Origin of the sequence: Mesorhizobium sp. M2A.F.Ca.ET.046.03.2.1, from assembly GCF_003952425.1 — a bacterium.
In the GTDB taxonomy this organism is placed as follows: Bacteria; Pseudomonadota; Alphaproteobacteria; order Rhizobiales; family Rhizobiaceae; genus Mesorhizobium.
The window spans coordinates 808272-828022 of record NZ_CP034449.1; the positions used below are offsets into that span (position 1 = coordinate 808272).

At 63.9% G+C, this 19751-nt stretch carries 20 protein-coding genes; 15 read left to right on the plus strand and 5 right to left on the minus strand.

Annotation, left to right across the window (positions count from 1 at the left end; translation table 11 throughout):
- Positions 1 to 36: 36 nt before the first annotated feature.
- A complete protein-coding gene (locus EJ072_RS04000) occupies positions 37 to 1395 on the minus strand; it encodes an NAD(P)/FAD-dependent oxidoreductase (RefSeq protein WP_126078661.1) in 1359 nt (452 codons plus the stop codon).
- 304 nt (positions 1396 to 1699) lie between these two features.
- Between EJ072_RS04000 and EJ072_RS04005 the strand changes: the two genes are divergently transcribed.
- Positions 1700 to 2422: an XRE family transcriptional regulator gene (locus tag EJ072_RS04005; RefSeq protein WP_126062322.1), complete on the plus strand. Its 723-nt coding sequence runs from the start codon at positions 1700 to 1702 to the stop codon at positions 2420 to 2422.
- A gap of 142 nt (positions 2423 to 2564) precedes the next feature.
- Here EJ072_RS04005 and EJ072_RS04010 read toward each other — a convergent pair whose 3' ends face one another.
- From EJ072_RS04010 to EJ072_RS04025, 4 genes are all read right to left on the minus strand, one after another.
- Positions 2565 to 3605 carry a DUF3445 domain-containing protein gene (locus EJ072_RS04010; RefSeq protein ID WP_126078662.1) on the minus strand — a complete coding sequence of 347 codons (1041 nt, stop codon included), beginning with the start codon at positions 3603 to 3605 and terminating at the stop codon, positions 2565 to 2567.
- Positions 3606 to 3614: 9 nt separating this feature from the next.
- A complete protein-coding gene (locus EJ072_RS04015) occupies positions 3615 to 4580 on the minus strand; it encodes a PDR/VanB family oxidoreductase (protein ID WP_126078663.1) in 966 nt (321 codons plus the stop codon).
- Entirely contained in the window at positions 4577 to 5173 is a 597-nt protein-coding gene (locus tag EJ072_RS04020) for a dimethylamine monooxygenase subunit DmmA family protein (RefSeq protein ID WP_126078664.1), read from the minus strand. Before EJ072_RS04020 ends, EJ072_RS04015 begins: the two co-directional genes overlap by 4 nt.
- A 100-nt stretch (positions 5174 to 5273) precedes the next feature.
- Positions 5274 to 6407, minus strand: coding sequence for an aminomethyltransferase family protein (locus EJ072_RS04025; protein WP_126078665.1), 1134 nt, complete (start codon positions 6405 to 6407; stop codon positions 5274 to 5276).
- A 294-nt stretch (positions 6408 to 6701) separates the two neighbouring features.
- Here EJ072_RS04025 and EJ072_RS04030 point away from each other — a divergent pair, with 294 nt between their 5' ends.
- The 14 genes from EJ072_RS04030 (at position 6702) to EJ072_RS04095 (ending at position 19615) form a co-directional block, all read left to right on the plus strand.
- The gene (locus EJ072_RS04030; protein ID WP_042645897.1) at positions 6702 to 6989 is read left to right on the plus strand and encodes a hypothetical protein; all 288 of its coding nucleotides are present in this window, start codon (positions 6702 to 6704) and stop codon (positions 6987 to 6989) included.
- A gap of 12 nt (positions 6990 to 7001) precedes the next feature.
- On the plus strand, positions 7002 to 7379 hold the full coding sequence (locus EJ072_RS04035; protein ID WP_126078666.1) for a hypothetical protein: 378 nt from the start codon (positions 7002 to 7004) through the stop codon (positions 7377 to 7379).
- Positions 7380 to 7395: 16 nt separating this feature from the next.
- Positions 7396 to 7557, plus strand: a complete 162-nt coding sequence (locus tag EJ072_RS04040; protein ID WP_042645899.1) for a hypothetical protein — start codon at positions 7396 to 7398, stop codon at positions 7555 to 7557.
- 13 nt (positions 7558 to 7570) lie between these two features.
- Positions 7571 to 8977, plus strand: a complete 1407-nt coding sequence (locus tag EJ072_RS04045; protein ID WP_126078667.1) for an amino acid permease — start codon at positions 7571 to 7573, stop codon at positions 8975 to 8977.
- A 46-nt stretch (positions 8978 to 9023) separates the two neighbouring features.
- Positions 9024 to 9713, plus strand: coding sequence for a hypothetical protein (locus EJ072_RS04050; RefSeq protein WP_189343211.1), 690 nt, complete (start codon positions 9024 to 9026; stop codon positions 9711 to 9713).
- Positions 9710 to 10039: a hypothetical protein gene (locus tag EJ072_RS04055; protein WP_126078668.1), complete on the plus strand. Its 330-nt coding sequence runs from the start codon at positions 9710 to 9712 to the stop codon at positions 10037 to 10039. Before EJ072_RS04050 ends, EJ072_RS04055 begins: the two co-directional genes overlap by 4 nt.
- An 86-nt stretch (positions 10040 to 10125) precedes the next feature.
- Complete coding sequence (locus tag EJ072_RS04060) at positions 10126 to 11022, plus strand: glutamine amidotransferase family protein (RefSeq protein WP_126078669.1); 897 nt, start codon at positions 10126 to 10128, stop codon at positions 11020 to 11022.
- A 4-nt stretch (positions 11023 to 11026) separates the two neighbouring features.
- Positions 11027 to 11758: a GXGXG domain-containing protein gene (locus EJ072_RS04065; protein WP_126078670.1), complete on the plus strand. Its 732-nt coding sequence runs from the start codon at positions 11027 to 11029 to the stop codon at positions 11756 to 11758.
- A gap of 8 nt (positions 11759 to 11766) precedes the next feature.
- Entirely contained in the window at positions 11767 to 13095 is a 1329-nt protein-coding gene (locus EJ072_RS04070; protein ID WP_126078671.1) for an FMN-binding glutamate synthase family protein, read from the plus strand.
- Between the two features lie 35 nt (positions 13096 to 13130).
- Positions 13131 to 14438: a type III glutamate--ammonia ligase gene (gene glnT, locus EJ072_RS04075; RefSeq protein WP_126078672.1), complete on the plus strand. Its 1308-nt coding sequence runs from the start codon at positions 13131 to 13133 to the stop codon at positions 14436 to 14438.
- 38 nt (positions 14439 to 14476) lie between these two features.
- The gene (locus EJ072_RS04080) at positions 14477 to 15730 is read left to right on the plus strand and encodes a sarcosine oxidase subunit beta family protein (protein ID WP_126078673.1); all 1254 of its coding nucleotides are present in this window, start codon (positions 14477 to 14479) and stop codon (positions 15728 to 15730) included.
- Positions 15731 to 15745: 15 nt separating this feature from the next.
- A complete protein-coding gene (locus EJ072_RS04085; RefSeq protein WP_126078674.1) occupies positions 15746 to 16021 on the plus strand; it encodes a sarcosine oxidase subunit delta in 276 nt (91 codons plus the stop codon).
- Positions 16021 to 19002, plus strand: coding sequence for a sarcosine oxidase subunit alpha (locus EJ072_RS04090; RefSeq protein ID WP_126078675.1), 2982 nt, complete (start codon positions 16021 to 16023; stop codon positions 19000 to 19002). The genes EJ072_RS04085 and EJ072_RS04090 overlap by 1 nt, the downstream gene beginning before the upstream one ends.
- Complete coding sequence (locus EJ072_RS04095; RefSeq protein ID WP_126078676.1) at positions 18995 to 19615, plus strand: sarcosine oxidase subunit gamma family protein; 621 nt, start codon at positions 18995 to 18997, stop codon at positions 19613 to 19615. The genes EJ072_RS04090 and EJ072_RS04095 overlap by 8 nt, the downstream gene beginning before the upstream one ends.
- The last annotated feature ends 136 nt before the right edge of the window (positions 19616 to 19751 follow it).

Below are 19751 nucleotides of genomic sequence, written 5' to 3' on the forward strand. Positions count from 1 at the left end.
TGCTGATTTGACGGATGCGGGCGGAGGCGCGCTGTCCTACTCCGCCGCCACGCCCTTCACCTCGAGATAGCTCTCCATGGAATCGTCCAGCGCCTGCAGCCATGGCGTATGGTGGACCGGCGCCATGGTGCCGGTCATCAGCGAGCGGTAGGCGTTGTCGCGGAAGGTCATGATGTTTTCCATCTTGTGGTGCTCCCACTCCATGAAGGTGTGGTTGACCGCCTCGACGTCGAAGCCCGGATAGTCGGTCTGGTCCATCAGTTCCTTGGTGTAGTCGCCCTGGAACCAGATCATCTGCTCGGCATCCTCCAGCGTCTCCTCGCGCGCGCGCCACTTGGCGCTGTGCTCGGCCATAGCCTCGGCCGAGGGCAGCTTGATGCGGCCCATGATGACGTCGCGGGCGTACCAGGCCTGTGCGTCGAACATGTTGAAGGTGTAGAATTGGTCCTGCATGCCGATATAGAACAGCTTCGGATTCTTCTCCCAGACGACGCCCTCATAGAGATCCAGCGGCCACATGCGGTTGGCGGTCTTGAGCTTGAGATCGTCGGTGAGGAAGGGGAAGGAGTGCAGATAGCCGGTGCACAGGATGATGGCGTCGACATCCCTGGTGGTGCCGTCCTTGAAATGCGCCGTCTTGCCGACGACCTTCTGCAGCAGGGGCACCTCCTTCCAGTTCTCCGGCCATTTGAAGCCCATCGGCTTGGAACGGTAGCTGGTGGTGATCGATTTGGCGCCGTATTTGTAGCATTGCGAACCGATGTCCTCGGCCGAATAGGAACGGCCGATGATCAGGATGTCCTTGCCCTTGAACTCCGTGGCATCGCGGAAATCGTGGCTGTGCAGGATGCGGCCGTTGAAGGTGGAAAAGCCCTCGAAATACGGCACGTTCGGCACGGAGAAATGGCCCGAGGCGACGACGACATTGTCGAACTCTTCCGAATAGGTGACGTCGTTGGTGCGGTCATGCGCGGTGACGGTGAATTTCTTCGTCTCGTCGGAGTAGGTGACCATGCGCACCGGCGTGTTGAACCGCACCCATTTGCGCACCCCGGATTTCTCGACACGGCCCTTGATATAGTCCCACAGCACGGCGCGCGGCGGATAGGAGGCGATCGGCCGGCCGAAATGTTCCTCGAAAGTGTAGTCGGCGAATTCGAGGCATTCCTTCGGGCCGTTCGACCACAGATAGCGGTACATCGAGCCATGCACCGGGTCGCCATGCTCGTCGAGGCCGGTGCGCCAGGTGTAGTTCCACAGGCCGCCCCAGTCGCTCTGCTTTTCGAAACAGACGATTTCCGGGATCTCGGCGCCCTTGTCGGCGGCCGACTTGAAGGCCCTGAGCTGGGCCAGGCCCGACGGTCCGGCTCCGATGACGGCGACACGAGATTTCATTGCGGACCTCCTTTTTGATTTCGACTTTTTCTTGAGGCAATTCCGGGCGGAAAACCGTTCGACACTTTTCCTGGAATTGCTCTCACGAAACAAATTTCACTCACAGTGACAGTAATTGGGTCTTCGGTGCTGTCAACAGGCATCTGAGGGCAAGGGCTTTGCCGCGAACGGATTTCGGCGGAAAACGGAAACCGCCATAAAGAATTGCCGCGACATTCGATGGCTTGCCCTTGCGGTTGCGCTCCTGTATCGCCACCGCATATGTTCACCTAGAGTGAAATAAATCCGCGGATTCGGGGGCGACATGCCGAACAAGACTTCTGACACAAAGCCCGCCGCTGCGGCCGCCAAGGACAAGGCGCCGCCGAAACGCGTTTCGGCCGACGGACGCTCGATCCGCACGCCATTGACCCAAAACCCGCACGCCATCCGCGACACGCGCGAGAAGGTACTCGAAGTGGCGATCGGCCATGAGGTGCGCGCGTTCCGCAAGAAGCTCGGTATCACCGTCGCCGATCTCGCCGCCGCCACCGACATCTCGCTCGGCATGCTGTCCAAGATCGAGAACGGCATCACCTCGCCATCGCTGACGACGCTTCAGGCGCTGTCGCGGGCGTTGGGCGTTCCGGTGACCGCCTTCTTCCGCCGCTTCGAGGAAGAGCACAGCGCCGTCTTTGTCAAGGCGGGCGAAGGTGTCGATGTCGAGCGGCGCGGCACGCGCGCCGGCCACCAGTACAATCTGCTGGGACATATCGGCGCCAACACCAGCGGCGTCGTGGTCGAGCCTTATCTCATCACGCTGACCGAGAATTCGGATGTGTTCCCGACCTTCCAGCATGCCGGCATGGAGTTCCTCTACATGCTCGAGGGCGAGGTGGTTTACCGGCACGGCAACAACCTCTACCCGATGAAGCCGGGCGACAGCCTGTTCTTCGATGCCGACGCGCCGCACGGACCGGAAGAGCTGACGCAACTGCCGATGCGGTATCTGTCGATCATCTGCTATCCGCAGAACAGTGCGGGGTGACACGTTGTTCCTCGCCCCACGATAGTGGGGAGAGGTGGCTCGGCGAAGCCGAGACGGAGAGGGGAGCGCCCTACGAAGGCCCCTCTCCGTCCGCTTCGCGGACACCTCTCCCCCGCTTTGCGGGGGCGAGGAACCCAAGTCTTCAGTCCGGCCCAAATCCCGGTGAAGTCGGGCTGCCATCATCCAGCTTCGACAGCCACTCCACCAGCGTCGGCCGATACCGCGTCAGCCCCTTGTAAGTGGCGAGTTCTTCCGGCAGGTCGCGGATGACGCGGTGCAGGCGGCGCGCCCATTTCGGCTGGGTGACCAGCTCGTCCATCTTGATCAGGTAGCAGCGGATCGGGAAGACGATGGCGTTCGAGCGCGGCAGCCGCCAGAAGCTTTGCAGCTCGACGCGCAGATGTACCTTCTGGCCGACATTCTCGGGCGTGACGGTGGCGCGGTCCGGGCCCCATTTGTGATAGTTCTCGGGGCTGGTGTCGAGGCGCGGATTGATGGTCATCGTCCAGTTGAGGCGCCGCGCCGGCTTGCCCTGCTGGATGTTGGTGAGAAATTTCAGCGCACGGGTGAAGATGCCCTTCTCGTGCGCCAGCGGGACCGGCGCGTGCCATTCGAAGAAGTTCATGCCGATGTCGAAATCGAGCGACCAGTCGGCTTGGGTGGTGACCATGCCGGCATCCATCCACAGATTGCCGTCTCGCTGGTCGAGGATGCAGAAATCGCCCTGGCTCTGGCGGGTGATGTATTCCATCGGGCCATAGGGCAACGTCGAGGTGTCGCCGAAGGTGAAGGTGTCGTCGATGCCGAGCGGCCGGTTGATCCAGCGCCAGCGGTCGCCATCGCGCTCCAGCGTGAAATGCTCGGGATAGCCGAGCGCCTGCTGCTCCATCAAAAGCTCGAGCAGGTCCCAGCCGGCCAGCGTCATATGCGGCAGCGACTGGCAGCGCAGCGGATCCTCCGCCAGCACCAAGGCGCGGTCCTGCATCTCGGCGACATAGTGCTCGTCGACGTCGATCAGGTTTTCCAGCACCGAGCCCTTCGGGCCGACGACATGCGGCTCGATGTTGACCGCGTACATGTAGGCGTCTTCGTTGAACGGGAACGGAAAGCGCCTGATGTGCTCGGGGCTGTTCCTGAAGGTGTAGTCGTCGCGGAAAGTTTCCTTGCGAAAGGTGATGCCCATTGACGCCTCCTATCTTTCCAGGACCAGCGACTTGCCCTCGAAGCGCGAGACGCAAGGCATGATCTTGCAGCCGGAACGGTGGTCTTCCTCGCTCAGCCAGTGATCGTTGTGGATGAACTTCCCGTCGGAGGAGATCACATTGGTCTCGCATTGGCCGCAGACGCCGCCGCGGCAGAGATAAGGCGGGTCGACGCCGGCCGCTTCCATGGCTTCCAGCAGGCTCTGTTGCTCGCCGACGCGGATCGTCTTGCCGCTGAGGGCCAAGGTCACGTCGAACGGCGCGCCGGGCTGGGGCGCCGCGAAATGCTCGAAATGCACCGTCTCCGACGGCCAGCCGAGCGCCGCGGCGCGGTCGCGCACCCAGTTGATCATGCCGGCCGGGCCGCAGACATAGAGATGCGTGCCGAGCGGCTGCGAGGACAACAGCCGGTCGAGATCGATGCGCTCCTCGCGGTCGTCGTGATAGAGCCTGACGCGGTTGCCGTAGCGCTGCCGCAAGACATCGGCATAGGTGCCGAGCGAAGCGGTGCGGCAGGTGTAATGCAATTCGAAATTGCCGCCGGCGCCCGCCAGCTGCGAGGTCTGCGCCATGAAGGGCGTGATGCCGATGCCGCCGGCCAGCATGAGATGCTTTTTCGCCCTGAGATCCAGCGAGAACAAATTGACCGGATAGCTGATCACCATCTCCAGGCCGGGCTTGACCTGTCGGTGCATGAACAGCGAGCCGCCGCGGCCGACATCGTCGCGGCGCACCGAGATCGTGTATTCGCGCGTGTCGAGCGGCGAGCCCATCAGCGAATAGGGGTTGAGCCTGGTGCGATCACTGTCGCGCATCTCGACCACGACATGGGCGCCGCCGGAGAAAGTCGGCAGCAGGCCGCCGTCGCGGCGGCGGAAATGGAAGCGGGTGACGAGATGGTTGACGGGGACGACGTCACTGACGACGACATCGAGCTTGGTGGTGCCGGTGCTCATGGGAAGGCCTCCTCCATCGGAGGAATCTCGGAGCGATCCTCGGCGTTGATGCACACGCCCTGGAAGGCGGCGAGGCGCCGCGAATAATGATCGCGCACCAGGAGCAGCAGGCCGCAATGCGAGCAGAGCGCCGGCTGCGTCGTAACGTTCTCGGTGATGCCCTTGCAGTGCACGCATTGCATGCGCCGCGCCAGCGAGCCGCGATGCTCGGTCTGGATGGAGGTGTGGTCCATGCCGGCTTCGAGCGCTGCCTGCATGGCCTGGCCGATCAGGCCCTCGGTGCCGGCAAGATAGAGACGCAATCCCATATGGGCGTTGGCCAGCGTCTGCTTGAGACGCGGCAGGAGGCTGGCGAAGGACGGCGCGATGTGGAGCTGCGCCGGCTTCAATGCTTCCAGGGCCGCGATGTGCTTGCCCTCCGAGCCTGGAATGAAGTCGATTTCCGCGCCGTCGAAAAAGCCGGGCGGCGCCTTGCCGGCCATATCCGTGATCGCCAGCGCGCCTTCGGCATCGGCGATGAAGAGGTGATGCTTGCCAGGCTGTGGAGACAGGGTTCCGTAAATGGGCCTGCTGATGATCGTCTTGGCTGCCATTCTTCCTTAGATCAGTTGGAGCATGATCTTTTCCGAAAACCGGTTCCCACTTTTCGGGATCATGCTCTAGTGCCTCGAACCCCTCCCCGTTGATGATGCCTCAACCCTTGGCGGTGCGCTTGGTCTTCTTCGGATCGTCGAACGGCAAGGGCTGCGCCGTCGCCTTGATCGAACCGCTTCTGTTGCGGATCTCGAGCCGGGTGTCCTTGACCGCGCAGTCGACGTCAAGGCGGGCGATGCCCATCGATTTCTCGACCAGCGGCGAATACATGGCGCAGGTCACCACGCCCACCTTCATGCCGTCGCGGTAGACCGGCGCGCCTTCGTCCGCCGGCTCCTTGCCGTCGAGCAGCACGCCATAGATCTTGAAGCGCTCCTTGCCCTTCAGCCGATAATGCTCCTCGGCGCCGCGGAAACCGGTCTTGCCGGGGCTGACGGTGAAGTCGAGGCCGAGCTCCCACAGCGTGTCGCCGGGGCCTTCGTTCTCGAACGGATATTTCTGGGAATTGTCGTAGGGGTAGAAGAGCAGATAGCTCTCGACGCGCAGCATGTCGAGCGTGGTGAAGCGGCACGGGATGATGCCGGCGCTCTTGCCCTCCTCGAGGATCCTGTCCCAGATCGTGCCGGCGTCCTGGCCGCGGCAGAAGATCTCGTATCCGCGCTCGCCGGTGTAGCCGGTGCGCGAGATCATGACGGGCAAGCCGAAGAGCTGCGTCTGCATATGGTGGAAATAGGGAAGGTCGCGGATGCCGGGCACATGCTTGGCCAGATAGTCGACGGCGGTCGGCCCTTGCAGCGACAGATCATGCAGATTGTCATCGAAGCGCAGCGAGACGTCGCGCCCCATGGCAGCCCGCTGCAGCTCCTCATGGCCGGTGCCGGAGCCATGCACGACCATCCACGAGTTCGGGCTGATGCGGTAGAGGATGCAGTCGTCGGTGAACTTCCCGGCCTCGTTCAGCATGCAGGCATAGGCCGACTTGCCGGGATAGATCTTCTCCACGTCGCGCGTCGTGGCGAGGTCAATCAGATGCGAGGCGTGCGGCCCGGTGATGTGGACCTTCTTCAGGCCGGAGACGTCCATCAGCCCGGCCTTGGTGCGGATGGCGATATATTCCTCGTCGGCGTCCTTGTCATAGGTCCAGGCGGTGCCCATGCCGCTCCAGTCCTCGAGTTTCGAGCCGAGCGCGCGATGGCGATCCGCCAGGGTCGAGAATCTCCAGGATGCCGTCATCCGATCGTCCTCCGTGCGATTAGGTCGCTTAAGCGGTTGCTGTTCCCTGCTCCTGCTTGGCGGCGGAGCTTGCTCGAATATTGATCGCAAACGGCGGAGCCCTGCAATCCCCTTGAAGCAAATAATTTCATTGTCAGTTAAATTTCTTGCCCGGGGACAAATAGCTTACGGAGCGTAAATCCGGCTTGACAATTTCGAAGATCGGTCGGAATTTATGAAAAAAATTTCACTCTCTAGAAAGAGTGGACGCCCGGTCGATTTCGGGGCCGGACGTCGCCAGAAGGGGAAAAACCGATGTCCGACCTGCAGCAGCGCATCGAAGCGCTGTATCGTTCCGACGTGCGCGGATCCGTGCTCTTGATCGTTTGCCTGTGGGTGACGATCCTCTTCGTCCTCCTGATGACCTGGGCCTACATCCCCGACAGCGGGATCAAGCTCGTGGTGGTGATCGCGGCTGCCGCGGTGCTGATCTTCAACACCGCCGCCATCCTGGCGATGCTCAACCACTACAAGGAAGACAAGGACTTCATCTACGGCCTCGACATCAAGAACGCCGACGCGTTCCGCAACAGCAAGTCCTGAGGGGGAAAGACCATGTCCCGCTACATCCCGCCGGAACAGAGCAAGGCCGGCCAGATTTTCGACATCGCCGTCGTCGTGGTCGCCATCTTCGTGGCGCTGTGGCTGCCGCTGAAGCTCGGCCTTGCCGGCGCGGCGAAATCCATCGATCCCCTGGACGCCAAGACCTGGGACGCGCTCGGCCAGAATGCGACCATGGCGTCGATCTGGGAGAAGCTCGGCTACACGCCCGAGACCGCGCACGACATCATCCAGAACCGTTTCCACTACATCATCGACTGGCCGACGCTGATCATCATGGCGATCGTGCTGGTCGCCTATTTCGTCTTCCTGTTCCGCGCCTCCGATCGCGAGTATCGCGAGGTGATCAACGAAAGATTCGACGACAAGTAATTCGGGGACAAGATCCATGTGGATGGCAATCAACTACGCCTGCTGGGGCATCTCGGTCTTGCTTGCGCTCTGGATGCTCTACGACTGGTTCAAGATCGACACGACCTATTCCGAGGACGTGCTGACTTCCTCGCGCGAAGGCGAGCTTGAAGCCGTTTCCGAGAAACACCGGATCTGAGTGGGGACTGACGATGACCGCTGCGGTTGAAACGGGACTGACGACGACGATCCACGGCGACAGGGTCTCGCTGCTTCGGGTGCTCGGCCCCGCCCATGTCTGGGCGCTCGGTGTCGGCATCGTGCTGGTCGGCGAGTTCACCGGATGGAATTTCGCGGCAGACAAGGGCGGCGCGCTGGCCGCGCTGATCGTCTGCTGGATCGTCGGACTGCTTTACACCTCGGTCGCCATGATCGACTCGGAGGTGACCTCGACCGTGGCCGCCGCCGGCGGCCAGTACGCGCAGGCCAAGCACATTGTCGGACCGCTGATGGCCTTCAACGTCGCGCTGTTCCTGGTGTTCGCCTACACGATGCTCGAAGTGTCGGACGCCATCCTGCTCGGCGACACCATCGTCGCCAAGGCCGGCGTCGAAGGGCTGACGCACAATTCCTTCATCGCCGCGACCATAGTCGTGCTGGCCTGGCTCAACTATCGCGGCGTGCTGATGACGCTCAACGTCAACTTCGTCATCACCGCCATCGCCTATGTCTCGATCGTCATCCTGTTCTTCTCCGTCAGCCCGTGGACGCAGGGCGCGGTGCTGAAGCTCAACGAGTTGGTCACCCCCGGCAACGCGCTGCCCTATGGCTGGATCGGCGTCATCGCCGCCTTCCAGTTCGGCATCTGGTACTATCTCGGCATCGAGGGCACCACGCAGGCGGCCGAGGAAGTGCGCTCGCCGGCGCGCTCCCTGCCCTACGGCACCATGGCCGGCATGATCACGCTTTTGATCGCGGCCGCCATGACCTGGTATGTCTGCGCCTCGCTGATGCCCTGGGAATATCTTGGCATCACCTATTATCCGCTGTGGGACGCCGGCAAGCTCACGGGCAGCCCGCTGCTGGAGAACCTTTTGTTCATCGCGACGCTGCTGGCGGCGCTCGCCTCGGCCAATGGCTGCATCAACGACGCGGCGCGCGCCTGGTTCTCGCTCGGCCGCGACCGCTACCTGCCAAGCTGGTTCTCGGCGGTGCATCCGAAATACCGCACGCCCTATCGCTCGATCCTGTTCCTGCTGCCGATCGCGCTCGCCTTCGCCTTCATCGCCGACCTCAACCAGGCGATCACCTTCTCGATCCTGTCCGGCGTGCTGCAATACACCTTCATGAGCATCAACATCATGATGTTCCGCAAGAAATGGCCGCTGGGCTCGATCCGCCGCGGCTACACGCATCCCTTCCATCCACTGCCGGCGATCGTGCTCTTCTGCCTCTGCATGGTAACGTTCTTCGCCATCTTCCTGGGCTTCGGCTCACAGCTGATCGCGATGACGGTGTTCTATTTCCTGATCTCGCTGTGGTTCCACTTCTATCGCTACAAGTTCGTGCGGCGCGGCGACCAGTTCTCCATGCCGTGGCCGAAGCCGCAGGGTTATTGAGTGGAGTGAAGGCCCGCCTCTCGACGGCGGGCCGTGGCGTGTCGAAATGTCGGAACTGACGTCAGTATTGCTTGCCGGAGCGATCGCATTGGCGGTCGTCGCCCATATTGCCTGGCTCGCGCGCGCCAGCCGCAACAGGGCGAAGGCGGCTCTGGCCGCCGACACGGCGAGCGTCTGCAGCGTCGTTCTCGATGCCGCCGACATTTCCGGCGGCACGGCCGGCGTGGTCACCTGGGCCGGCACGTGGAACGGCCAGCGCGTTCAGCTGCGCACCATCGTCGACACGCTGGCGACGCGAAAGCTGCCGACGCGCTGGCTCAGCGTCTCGATCACTGAGCCGGTCGCCGTGCCGGGCATTTTCGACATGATGATGCGGCCGAATTCGGCGACAACGTTCTCCAATTTCGACCATCTGCCGCACACGCTCCCGAAGGTGCTCGGCTTTCCCGCCGACGCGGTGCTCAAGACGGACCGCAGAGGCGTTGCCTTCCCGCAGGACCTGATCGCCGCGCATATCGACATCTTTGCCGAGGGGCGCGCCAAGGAATTGCTGATCACGCCGAACGGCGTGCGCATCGTCTGGCTGCTGGCCGAGGCCGAGCGCGCGCGCTACGGCGTCTTCCGGCAGGCCGCGTTCGGAGATGCCGGGCTCGATCCGGCCTTGATCGAAAGGCTGCTCGAGGCCGCCTCCACGCTTCGCCAAGCCATCAACCGGCACGAAAGGCAGGCGGCATGAGCGACGGAACCGCCACCCCTGCTCCCGTCAATCCCTATCTCGCGCTCGGCGCGGCGGTCATTTTACCGGCAAGCGGCCACGTCATGCTCGGCGTGCCGGTACGCGGCCTGCAGTTCCTGTTCTTCATGGTGATCCTTGGCTGGATAACGACCAAGCTGGCGCCGGCCGATGCCAGCTTCATCGGCCGCCATGCCGGCGCTTTCCTGATCTATGCTTTCTCGATCCTCGACGCCTACAAGATCGCACGTGTCCGCCATGCGATCTGGGTTCACAAGGCGCGCCCGGGCGGCGATAGTGCCGCAGGCGATGTGCCGCCCAACATGTAACCACAGGAAAATTTCTTTCATAGCAATTGAATTCGGCTCGCTCATTGAGTACATCATCTGAGAGCCAAAAAACGTTGGAGGCTGGCATGTGCGGAATCGTCGGACTTTTCTTGAAGGACAAGGCGCTGGAGCCGAAGCTCGGCGCCATGCTGTCGGAGATGCTGGTGTCGCTCAGCGACCGCGGCCCGGACAGCGCCGGCATCGCCATCTATGGCGCGGCCACCGGCAACGAGGCCAAGATCACCGTGCAGTCACCGAAGGCAGACCGCGATTTCCGCGGCCTCGACGCCGAACTCGCCAAGGCGATCGGCGCGCCGGTGAGCGTGGCGGTGAATTCGACGCACGCCGTCATCAGGACCACGCCGGACAAGGTCGATGCCGCGCGTGAAGCGCTGCAGACGCTCAGGCCCGACATCCGCATCATGGGCGCCGGCGAGGCGGTTGAAATCTACAAGGAGGTCGGCCTGCCGGAGACCGTCATCGATCGCTTCCATGTGCGCTCGATGACCGGCACGCATGGCATCGGCCATACCCGCATGGCAACGGAATCGGCGGTCACCACGATGGGCGCGCATCCGTTCTCGACCGGCGCCGACCAGTGCCTGGTGCATAACGGCTCGCTCTCCAACCACAACAATGTGCGCCGCGAGCTGATCCGCGACGGCATGAAGTTCGAGACCGAGAACGACACCGAAGTTGCCGCGGCCTATCTTTCCAACCGGATGGCGCATGGCAAGAATCTGGGCGAGGCGTTGGAAGGCACGCTCTCCGACCTCGACGGCTTCTTCACCTTCGTCGTCGGCACGAAGAACGGCTTCGGCGTGGTGCGCGACCCGATCGCCTGCAAGCCGGCCGTGATGGCCGAGACCGACCAGTATGTCGCCTTCGGCTCGGAATATCGCGCGCTGACCAAGCTGCCCGGCATCGACAATGCGCGGGTCTGGGAGCCGGAGCCCGCAACCGTTTATTTCTGGGAGCATTGAGCCGATGCCGGCAACCCCAATGTCGAAGGCCGAACGCGACCAGGGCGGTGCGAGGATCTTCGACCTCTCGCAACATTCGCTGCGCGAATTGAACGAGGCGCTGCACAAGCTCGCGCCGGGTTCGAATGAGACCGCCTGGGAAGTGCTCAACCCGAAAGGCAGCCATTCGGTCGCCGTCGGCGTCGACCAGCCGGTCACCATCGATGTGCGCGGCAGCGTCGGTTATTACTGCGCCGGCATGAATGACGGCGCCGCGATCACCGTGCATGGCTCGGCCGGCCCGGGTGTCGGCGAGAACATGATGTCGGGCTCGATCGTCATCAAGGGCGATGCCAGCCAGTATGCCGGCGCCACCGGCCGCGGCGGCCTGCTGGTCATCGAGGGCAACGCCTCGTCGCGTTGCGGCATCTCTATGAAGGGCATCGACATCGTCGTGCATGGCAATATCGGCCACATGTCGGCCTTCATGGCGCAGTCCGGCAACCTGGTGGTGCTGGGCGATGCCGGCGACGCGCTGGGCGATTCCATCTACGAGGCGCGGCTCTTCGTGCGCGGCAAGGTGGAGAGCCTCGGCGCCGACTGCATCGCCAAGGAGATGCGGCCCGAGCACATCGAATTGCTGCAGGGCCTGCTCGACAAGGCCGGCGTGACCGGCGTCAAGGCATCGGAGTTCAAGCGCTACGGCTCGGCCCGCAAACTCTACAATTTCAACATCGACAACGCCGACGCGTATTGAGGACAGAAATGGCCTATCACAATCCTCCCACGACGCCGCGCAAATCCGCGACCTTCGACGACTACACGCTTTCCGAAATCCGCCGCGCGGCGGCGACCGGCATCTATGACATCCGCGGCGCCGGCGCCAAGCGCAAGCTGCCGCATTTCGACGATCTGTTGTTCCTCGGCGCCTCGATCTCGCGCTATCCGCTCGAAGGCTATCGCGAACGCTGCGACACCTCGGTAGTGCTCGGCTCGCGCCATGCCAAAAAGCCGATCGAGCTAAAGATCCCGATCACCATCGCCGGCATGAGTTTTGGGTCGCTTTCCGGTCCCGCCAAGGAAGCGCTTGGCCGCGGCGCGACGATCGCCGGGACATCGACCACCACAGGCGACGGCGGCATGACCGAGGAAGAACGCGGCCACTCGAAGAGGCTGGTCTATCAGTACCTGCCGTCGCGCTACGGCATGAACCCGCGCGACCTGCGCCGCGCCGACGCCATCGAAGTGGTCGTCGGCCAGGGCGCCAAGCCCGGCGGCGGCGGCATGCTGCTCGGGCAGAAGATCTCCGACCGCGTCGCCGAGATGCGCACCCTGCCCAAGGGCATCGACCAGCGTTCCGCCTCGCGCCATCCCGACTGGACCGGGCCGGACGATCTCGAGATCAAGATTCTCGAGCTGCGCGAGATCACCGACTGGGAAAAGCCGATCTATGTGAAGGTCGGCGGCGCTCGGCCCTATTACGATACGGCACTCGCTGTGAAGGCCGGCGCCGACGTCGTCGTGGTCGACGGCATGCAGGGCGGCACGGCCGCGACACAGGAAGTGTTCATCGAGAATGTCGGCCAGCCGACGCTTGCCTGCATCAGGCCGGCGGTGCAGGCGCTGCAGGACCTCGGCATGCACCGCAAGGTGCAGCTCATCGTTTCCGGCGGCATTCGCAACGGCGCCGACGTCGCCAAGGCGCTGGCGCTTGGCGTCGATGCGGTGTCGATCGGCACGGCGGCGCTGGTCGCGCTCGGCGACAACGATCCGCGCTGGGAGGCCGAGTACAATGAGCTCGGCACCACAGCCGGCGCCTATGACGACTGGCATGAGGGCCGCGACCCGGCCGGCATCACCACGCAGGACCCCGAACTGATGAAGCGGGTCGACCCGATCGCGGCCGGACGACGCCTGGCAAATTACCTCAAGGTGATGACGCTGGAGGCGCAGACGATTGCCCGCGCCTGCGGCAAGAACAGCCTGCACAATCTGGAGCCCGAGGATCTCGTTGCGCTTACCATCGAAGCCGCCGCCATGGCCGTGGTGCCTTTGGCCGGCACCAACTGGATACCGGGAAAGAACGGCTTCTAGGACAACTTCCAAGACCACATAAGCGAGGAACTATAATGGGGAACGATCTCGCCGCATTCGCCAAGGAGAACGGCGTCAAATATTTCATGATCTCCTACACCGACCTGTTCAGCGGCCAGCGTGCCAAGCTGGTGCCGGCGCAGGCGATCGCCGACATGCAGAAGGACGGCGCCGGCTTTGCCGGTTTCGCGACATGGCTCGACCTGACGCCGGCGCATCCGGACATGCTGGCGGTGCCGGACCCGGATTCGGTCATCCAATTGCCGTGGAAGAAAGACGTCGCCTGGGTGGCGGCCACCTGCGTGATGGATGACAAGCTCGTCGACCAGGCGCCGCGCAACACGCTGAAGCGGGTGATCGACGAAGCGGCCCGCGACGGCATGCATGTCAAGACCGGCGTAGAGGCCGAGTTCTTCCTGATCTCGCCCGACGGCAAGGCGATCTCCGACGAATACGACACAGCCTCGAAGCCCTGCTACGACCAGCAGGCGGTGATGCGCCGCTACGACGTGATCGCCGAGATCTGCGACCACATGCTGGCGCTGGGCTGGGGCCCGTACCAGAACGACCACGAGGACGCCAACGGCCAGTTCGAGATGAACTGGACCTTCGACCACGCGATGGCGACCGCCGACAAGCACTCCTTCTTCAAGTTCATGGTCAAGTCGATCGCCGAGAAGCACGGCCTGCGCGCGACCTTCATGCCGAAGCCCTTCCAGGGCCTGACCGGCAATGGCTGCCATGCGCATATCTCGGTGTGGGACGAGGCCGGCAAGACCAATGTCTTTGCCGACAATTCGGAAGAGCTTGGCCTCTCCGCCAAGGGCAGGAACTTCCTTGGCGGCATCATGAAACATGCGTCGGCGCTTGCCGCGATCACCAATCCGACGGTCAACTCCTACAAGCGCATCAACGCGCCGCGCACCATCTCTGGCGCGACCTGGGCGCCGAACACGGTGACCTGGACCGGCAACAACCGCACCCACATGGTGCGCGTGCCGGGGCCCGGCCGCTTCGAGCTGCGCCTGCCGGACGGCGCCGCCAACCCCTATCTCCTGCAGGCGGTGATCATCGCCGCCGGCCTCGACGGCATCCGCTCCAAGGCCGACCCCGGCAAGCGCTACGACATCGACATGTACCAGTTCGGCCATACCGTCACGGATGCGCCGAAACTGCCGCTCAACCTGCTCGACGCGTTGCGCGAATTCGACAACGACAAATCGCTCAAGGCGGCGCTGGGTGAGGAATTTTCGTCGGCATATCTAAAGCTGAAGCAGCAGGAATGGAATTCCTATGCTTCGCACTTCACGCAGTGGGAGCGCGACCACACGCTGGATATCTAGCATCCAGCGTTGAGGGTGAGCGGCCTCGGAATGATTTTATGAAATACTCGATCTTCTCGCTCGCCCGCGCCGCTCTCTCCGGGCACAAGAACTGGCAGCCGACATGGCGCGACGCGGCACCCAAGGATCGCTACGACGTGGTGATCATCGGCGGCGGCGGGCACGGGCTCGCCACCGCCTGGTTCCTCGCCAGCGAGTTCGGCATCCGCAACGTCGCGGTGCTCGAAAAAGGCTGGATCGGCTCCGGCAACGCCGGCCGCAACACCACCATCATCCGCTCCAATTACGGCCTCCCCGGCAACACCGGATTCTACGAGCTTTCGATGAAGCTGTGGGAGCGGATGGAGCAGGACCTCAACTACAACGCCATGGTCAGCCAGCGCGGCGTGCTCAACCTCTATCACTCCGACGCGCAGCGCGACGCCTTCGCCCGGCGCGGCAACACGATGCGCATCAACGGCATCGATGCCGAGCTGCTCGACCAGGCGGCGCTGCGCAAGATGCTGCCATTCCTGAATTTCGAGAATGCGCGCTTTCCAATCCAGGGCGGGCTGCTGCAGCGCCGCGGCGGCACGGCCCGCCACGACGCCGTAGTCTGGGGCTATGCGCATGCGGCGAGCGCGCTTGGCGTCGACATCATCCAGAATTGCGAGGTCACCGGTTTCACGCGCGACGCCAACGGCAAGGTCACCGGCGTCGAGACGTCGCGCGGCAAGATCGGCGCTGGGAAAGTCGGCATGGCGGTGGCGGGTTCCTCGTCACGCGTCGCGGCTATGGCGGGGCTTCGCCTGCCGATCGAAAGCCATGTGCTGCAGGCCTTCGTCTCCGAAGCGATCAAGCCGCTGATCCCCGGCGTCATGACCTTCGGCGCCGGACATTTCTATGTCAGCCAGTCCGACAAGGGCGGGCTGGTCTTTGGCGGCGATATCGACGGCTATAATTCCTACGCGCAGCGCGGCAATCTGCCGGTGGTCGAGGATGTCTGCGAAGGCGGCATGGCTCTGATCCCGATGATCGGCCGCGTGCGGCTGTTGCGCCAATGGGGCGGCATCATGGACATGTCGATGGACGGCACGCCAATCATCGACAAGAGCCCGGTCGACGGCCTCTACATCAATGCCGGCTGGTGCTATGGCGGCTTCAAGGCGACGCCGGGCTCGGGCTTCGTCTTCGCCCATCTCCTCGCCCGCGATCAATCGCACAAGGAAGCCGCGCTTTTCCGCCTCGACCGGTTCCAGCGCGGCGCCATGATCGACGAGAAGGGCCAGGGCGCCCAACCGAACCTGCACTGAGGCCGCCAGAAGACCATGCGTATCACCTGTCCCTTCTGCGGCGAACGCGAGCTCGGCGAGTTCACCTATCTCGGCGACGCCAAGCCGCAACGTCCCGCGGCCGATGCCGGCGAGGACGCGGTCTACGACTATGTCTATCTGCGCGACAACATCGCCGGCGTGATGAGCGAGCACTGGTACCATGGCGGCGGTTGCCGGGCGTGGCTGAAGGTCACTCGCAACACGCTGACGCATGAGATTTCGGCGGTCGAGGCGGCTGCAGGCGCCGGCGCCGCCAAGGTTGGTGCGTGATGGCCGGCGATCAGGCAAACCGTCTCACATCCGGCGGCCTCATCGATCGCTCGACCGCGCTCAGCTTCCGCTTCGACGGAAAGACTCTTTTGGGCTTCAAGGGCGACACGCTGGCTTCGGCGCTGGTCGCCAATGGTGTCAAGCTGGTCGGCCGATCGTTCAAATATCACCGCCCGCGCGGCATCCTGACCGCAGGGTCGGAAGAGCCGAACGCACTGGTCGAATTGCGCAGCGGCGCCAGGCGCGAGCCGAACACCAAGGCGACCACCGCCGAGCTTTATGAAGGCCTCGAAGCCGCCAGCCAGAATCGCTGGCCGTCGCTCAATTTCGACGTCATGTCGGTCAACCAGCTGTTCGCGCCGATCTTCGTCGCCGGCTTCTACTACAAGACCTTCATGTGGCCGGCGAAGTTCTGGGAAGCAATCTACGAGCCGGCGATCCGCCGCGCCGCCGGCCTCGGTCGCGCGGCGGGCGTTTCCGATCCCGACCACTATGACAAGGCCTGGGCGCATTGCGACGTGGTGATCGCGGGTTCCGGGCCGGCTGGTCTGGCGGCTGCCCTTGCCGCCGGCCGCAGCGGCGCGCGCGTCATCCTGTGCGAGGAGGATTTCGTCCTTGGCGGGCGGCTGCTTGCCGATGGCGGTCCGATCGACGGACTGCCCGCCGCCGAATGGGTTGCGCGCGCGGTTGCCGAACTGACTGTGATGCCCGATGTGCGCATCATGACGCGCACATCCCTGTTCGGCGTCTATGACGGCGGCACCTATGGCGCGATCGAGCGCGTCAACGACCATCTGCCGGTCCCGCCGGAGCATCAGGTGCGGCAGCGGCTGTGGCGGATTGTGGCCAAGCGCTGCGTGGTTGCCGCCGGCGCGATCGAACGTCCCATCGTCTTTGCCGGCAACGACACACCGGGCGTGATGATGGCGTCGGCCATGCGCAGCTACATCAACCGCTACGCCGCTACGCCGGCGAGACACATCGCGGTCTTCACCAACAATGAAGACGGCTGGCGCACGGCCGAGACGGCGATCGCCGCCGGGCTGCAAGTGGCGGCGGTGATCGATGCGCGGCCGGATGTTTCGCCGGCGCATCGCTCGCTGGCCAGCAAGGGCGGCTTTCCGGTGCTGCACGGCTCGGTCTCCGCTGTCGATGGCGGCAAGACCGGCGTGCGCAAGATTTCCGTCTCACTGACCGGCGGCGCACGCGCCGAGGTCGAGGCCGACGGGCTCGCCGTCTCGGGCGGCTGGAACCCGGCCGTCGGCCTCACCTCCTATCATCGCGGCCGGCCGAAATGGCGCGACGACATCGCCGCCTTCGTGCCGGACGGCGCGCCGCCCGGCATGGTCGCCGCGGGCGCCGCCAATGGCGCTTTCGGTCTCGGGGCCTGCCTGCGCGAAGGGTTCGAAGCCGGCGCTGCCGCGGCGCGCGATGCCGGGCGCGGCGGCAATATCGGCTCGATGCCGGTCGCTGACGACGCGGCTTTCTCGCTAACGCCGCTCTGGCATGTCGCCGGCAAGGGCAAGGCCTTCGTCGACCAGCAGCATGACGTCACGGCTTCCGATGTCGAGCTGGCGCAGCGCGAGGGTTTTCAATCGGTCGAGCATCTGAAGCGCTACACCACGCTCGGCATGGCGACCGACCAGGGCAAGACCTCCAATGTCGCCGGCCTCGCCATCATGGCGGCGGTCAGCGGCAAATCCATTCCCGAGACCGGCACGACGATCTACCGGCCGCCTTATGTGCCGGTCGCCATCGGCGCGTTCGCCGGCCATCACCGCGACGAGAATTTTCATGCGACGCGGCTGACGCCGTCGCATCACTGGGCGGCCGAACAAGGCGCGGTGTTTGTCGACACCGGGCTTTGGAAGCGCGCCCAATGGTACCCCCGCGCGGGCGAGAAAGACTGGCTGGAATCGGTGACGCGCGAGGTGAAGGCGGTGCGCAGCAGCGTGGGCTTCTGCGATGTCTCGACGCTCGGCAAGATCGACGTGCACGGGCCCGACGCCGGCGCCTTCCTCGACCGCGTCTACATCAACGCTTTCTCCAGCCTCGCCGTCGGCAAGGCGCGCTACGGGCTGATGCTGCGCGAGGACGGCATCGTCTATGACGACGGCACGACCTCCCGCCTCGCCGAGGACCATTATTTCCTGACCACCACGACGGCGAAAGCCGGGCTGGTGATGCAGCATCTGGAGTTCTGCCGCCAGGTGCTGTTCCCCGAGCTCGATGTGCAGCTTACGTCGGTTTCCGATCAGTGGGCGCAGTTCTCGATCGCCGGGCCGAAGACCCGCGATCTCTTGAAGGAGATCGTCGATCCGGCCGAGGACCTGTCGAACGAAGGCTTCCCGTTCATGGGCGCGCGCGAGGTCAAGCTGCGCGGCGGCCTGAAAGCGCGGCTGTTCCGCATTTCCTTCTCCGGCGAGATGGCGTTCGAGATTTCGGTGCCGGCACGTTATGGCGAAGCGATGGCGCGCAATTTGATGATTGCGGGCGAGCCATTCGGCGTGACGCCTTACGGCACCGAAGCGCTCGGTGTGATGCGCATCGAGAAGGGGCACGTCGCCGGACCCGAGCTCAGCGGCACCACCACGGCCGGCGATCTCGGCCTCGGCAAGATGATGTCGACCAAAAAGGATTTCATCGGCCGCGTCATGGCCGGCCGCGAGGCATTGGTCGCGCTGAACCGGCAGGTGGTCGTCGGCATCAAGCCGACCGACAAGGCGCGCCGCCTGCGCTCCGGCGCGCATATCATCCCGAAGGGCGAAACGCCCGGCCCCGAGAACGACCAGGGCTATGTCACCTCGGTGTGCTTCTCGCCGGTGCTCGACCAGTGGATCGGGCTCGGCCTCGTCGAGCGCGGCCGCGAGCGCATCGGCGAGACCGTGCGCGCGCATGATCCGCTGCGCTCAGAGGACTACGATGTCGAGCTCTGCAGTCCCGTCTTCTACGATCCGGATGGAGGGCGCCAGCGTGGCTGATTTTTCCTGGGATGTCCGCAGCCCGCTCGACCGCGCGCTCGTCGGCGGCGCTTATGGCGCGCAGGGCGAAGCCGGCGTGACGCTGACCGAGATCCGCAATTTCGACCTCGTGCAGGTCATGGCGCGGCGCGGCAAGGCCGGCGAGATGATCGCCGCTGCGAAGGCGCACTTCGGCGTTGCCGCGCCGGAGACGCCCAAGGCTATCGGCACGTCGGACGCGTCGCTGATCTGGTCAGGACCGGACCAGTTCCTTGTGCTGTCCAAGGACGGCAAGCATTCGATTGAGGTGCTTGCCCCTGGCTTTGCCGGTTCGGCTTCGCTGTCCGACCAATCGCATGCGCGGGCGTTGATCAGCATCTCCGGCGACAAGGCGCGCGCGATGCTCGCCAAGCTGTCGTCGATCGATTTGCATCCCGATGTATTTGGCGTAGGTGCGGCGGCGGCGACCTCGATGGATCATACGAGCGTCACGTTGTGGCGCGGTGGTGATCGCAACGGACTGGCTGTTTTCAATCTGCTGGTGTTTGCGACTTTTGCCGAGAGCCTTTGGCACACTGTGCTGGATTCCGCTGCTGAGTATGGCGTGACCATCGGCCATTCCGAGGACCTTTAGCGGTCAACCGCCAAAACTCGGCGCTGCCCCTCATCTGCCTGCCGGCATCTTCTCCCCGTATAGTGACGGGGAGAAGGGCTGGTGTCCGAACCGGATAGATAGGTAACAGAATGGACCGATTAGATGGGTGACAGTT

Coding starts and splice junctions, on each gene's coding strand:
- EJ072_RS04005 (WP_126062322.1), top strand. CDS start 1,700: ATGCCGAACAAGACTTCTGACACAAAGCCCGCCGCTGCGGCCGCCAAG.
- EJ072_RS04050 (WP_189343211.1), top strand. CDS start 9,024: ATGTCGGAACTGACGTCAGTATTGCTTGCCGGAGCGATCGCATTGGCG.
- EJ072_RS04035 (WP_126078666.1), top strand. CDS start 7,002: ATGTCCCGCTACATCCCGCCGGAACAGAGCAAGGCCGGCCAGATTTTC.
- EJ072_RS04090 (WP_126078675.1), top strand. CDS start 16,021: ATGGCCGGCGATCAGGCAAACCGTCTCACATCCGGCGGCCTCATCGAT.
- EJ072_RS04065 (WP_126078670.1), top strand. CDS start 11,027: ATGCCGGCAACCCCAATGTCGAAGGCCGAACGCGACCAGGGCGGTGCG.
- EJ072_RS04040 (WP_042645899.1), top strand. CDS start 7,396: ATGTGGATGGCAATCAACTACGCCTGCTGGGGCATCTCGGTCTTGCTT.
- EJ072_RS04080 (WP_126078673.1), top strand. CDS start 14,477: ATGAAATACTCGATCTTCTCGCTCGCCCGCGCCGCTCTCTCCGGGCAC.
- EJ072_RS04045 (WP_126078667.1), top strand. CDS start 7,571: ATGACCGCTGCGGTTGAAACGGGACTGACGACGACGATCCACGGCGAC.
- EJ072_RS04085 (WP_126078674.1), top strand. CDS start 15,746: ATGCGTATCACCTGTCCCTTCTGCGGCGAACGCGAGCTCGGCGAGTTC.
- EJ072_RS04070 (WP_126078671.1), top strand. CDS start 11,767: ATGGCCTATCACAATCCTCCCACGACGCCGCGCAAATCCGCGACCTTC.
- EJ072_RS04055 (WP_126078668.1), top strand. CDS start 9,710: ATGAGCGACGGAACCGCCACCCCTGCTCCCGTCAATCCCTATCTCGCG.
- EJ072_RS04060 (WP_126078669.1), top strand. CDS start 10,126: ATGTGCGGAATCGTCGGACTTTTCTTGAAGGACAAGGCGCTGGAGCCG.
- EJ072_RS04000 (WP_126078661.1), bottom strand. CDS start 1,395: ATGAAATCTCGTGTCGCCGTCATCGGAGCCGGACCGTCGGGCCTGGCC.
- glnT (WP_126078672.1), top strand. CDS start 13,131: ATGGGGAACGATCTCGCCGCATTCGCCAAGGAGAACGGCGTCAAATAT.
- EJ072_RS04020 (WP_126078664.1), bottom strand. CDS start 5,173: ATGGCAGCCAAGACGATCATCAGCAGGCCCATTTACGGAACCCTGTCT.
- EJ072_RS04030 (WP_042645897.1), top strand. CDS start 6,702: ATGTCCGACCTGCAGCAGCGCATCGAAGCGCTGTATCGTTCCGACGTG.
- EJ072_RS04015 (WP_126078663.1), bottom strand. CDS start 4,580: ATGAGCACCGGCACCACCAAGCTCGATGTCGTCGTCAGTGACGTCGTC.
- EJ072_RS04025 (WP_126078665.1), bottom strand. CDS start 6,407: ATGACGGCATCCTGGAGATTCTCGACCCTGGCGGATCGCCATCGCGCG.
- EJ072_RS04010 (WP_126078662.1), bottom strand. CDS start 3,605: ATGGGCATCACCTTTCGCAAGGAAACTTTCCGCGACGACTACACCTTC.